This window comes from Shewanella sp. NIFS-20-20, assembly GCF_019209865.1.
Lineage (GTDB): Bacteria > Pseudomonadota > Gammaproteobacteria > Enterobacterales > Shewanellaceae > Shewanella.
The window spans coordinates 1-2,321 of record NZ_JAHUTT010000111.1; the positions used below are offsets into that span (position 1 = coordinate 1).

At 49.5% G+C, this 2,321-nt stretch carries 1 protein-coding gene; it reads left to right on the top strand.

What is annotated here, in order from left to right; translation table 11 throughout:
- Positions 1–1,895 (top strand): Tn3 family transposase (locus KU855_RS18595; protein ID WP_218532771.1); only part of this gene is annotated, 1,895 nt, incomplete at its 5' end.
- Between the last annotated feature and the right edge of the window lie 426 nt (positions 1,896–2,321).

Sequence of the window (2,321 nt, forward strand, 5' to 3'; positions counted from 1 at the left end):
TGAATGACAGGGATATCCAGACCCTCTGCCTTTACCTGAAAAAACAGAAACGGACCGTGGAAGAGTACCAGTGGCAACATTACGATGAACAATGCAATCTCCTGGAGCAACTGTTAAGGCAGGTGTTTTTGTGCCTTGAATGTGAGGCCGGTAAAGGCTCAGAAGCCGTCGTCGCCCAACTTCAACAGATGCAGACGGAAATCGCATTCGGTGGACCACTGAAGACGATGGATACGTCGCTCATCCCGAAAAAGCACCTCCCATGGTTGGTTAAACAGGATAACGTTAACCCGCAACGTTACGAATGGCTGCTCTACCGGCAGTTAACCTCACGACTGAATGGACGCATTTATTTGCCAAATGTTACCAAATACCGCGCACTGGAAGACGACCTGATCCCCCAGACATCGCAGGATACCTTGCTGGCCTCATCAACACTGGACAGACTAAAACAGCCCGCAGAGTTATTGTTACAGGAGAAACAACACCGGCTGGAAAGTGCACTCAAAGACGTTGCTCTCCATATTGATGAGGGAGACAATCGAAATGTGATCATGAAAAATCGTACCGGTACCCGCTGGCGTCTGCCGACCAAAAGCGCTACATCTCTGGTCAACAATCCCTTTTTTAAGCGAATGCAACCGGTCGGTATCGCGGATGTACTGCGGTATGTAGAGCGCGAAACCGGGTTTATGAAATGTCTGACTCATGTACTTCCGATACAAAAACAAGGGTTCACTCATCAGGATGATTTACTGGCCATTCTGATTGCCAACGCCACTCACCGTGGTGTGTATGGCATGGCGCAGATCTCCGATCGAAGCTATGAACACCTGAGTACGGTGCAGGCCAACTATATCCGGCCTGAAACGCTGCATGACGCCAGCGACGTGATCAATAATGCGGTTGCAGCGCTACCCATCTTCCGCCACTACCATATTCAGGAGGACCAGCTGCATGCCAGTGCGGATGGTCAGAAATTCGAAACCCATCTGGAAACCTTTAAAACCCGGTACTCCTCTAAGTATTTCGGCACCAACAAAGGGATCACGGCCATGACACTGGTGGCCAACCACAGCGCCCTCAATGCTCGGATCATCGGTTCCAACGAGCACGAATCACACTATATTTATGACCTGTTACAATCCAACAGCAGTGAAATCAAACCTGACGTACTCTCGACAGATACACACGGTGTCAATCATGTTAACTTCGCCTTACTGGATCTATGCGGTTACAGTTTTGCACCGCGATACGCGCAGTTCAGTAGTGTCATCAATGATCTGTTTGATGTGACTGAAAGTGAACAAGGCAGCACCATACTGGCGCTAAAGAAGCCTATCAGAACGAATGTTATTACAACGGGATGGCAAGATATCAGGCGTATTGTTCTGTCACTTCAGACAAAGCGGACGACACAAGCAATGCTGGTAAGAAAGTTGTCTGGTTACCCTTCTGGACACCCAATATTACAGGCTCTGACGGAGTATAATCGACTGGTTAAAGCGCAATATTTACTTGACTACATCGACGATGCCAGTTTGCGGCAGTATGTGCAACGTGCCCTGAACCGGGGAGAAGCATGGCACTTCCTTAGACGAGCCATTGCGTCGGTGAATGGTGATCAGTTCCGTGGCAAAAACGAGTCTGAAATCGCTATCTGGAATGAATGCGCAAGATTGCTTGCCAACGCGATCATCTACTTCAACTCCGCGATACTGAGTCATCTTCTGGGACACTTTGAAGCGAGAGGAGATGAAGAGAAAGCGGGTATCACTCGTGCTGTTTCGCCCGTTGCGTGGCAAAATATCAACTTAAGCGGAACGTATAACTTCACTAATACTGGGAAATTGCCCAATATTGGCGAAATAACAAGGCCGATAGTGGATGATTAGGCTCCAAGCTGAAAGTAAACCACCTCCGCAGCCATTTATTGGTGTGGTCTACAGAGGATTATGTCTTTTTAGAGGGGAAAATCCCTAGAACCCCACCTTGAGACAGAACGCGCCTTGGTCAGAATCCCAGTCGCTGGGCGGGTTTGCGCCTACGCTCTTGACCCCCACGAGGTCTGGAAAGGGTACGACAACGCCAAAGAATACGCGGCCTTCGTGACCAAGACGCTGGTCAACAAGGACGGCGATATTAAGCGCCGGATCATGTCGATGTTTAGCCCAGAGGAACGCCCAGACGACAGGGAGTGACGGGCACTGGCTGGCAATGTCTAGCAACGGCAGGCATTTCGGCTGAGGGTAAAAGAACTTTCCGCTAAGCGATAGACTGTATGTAAACACAGTATTGCAAGGACGCGGAACATGCCTCAT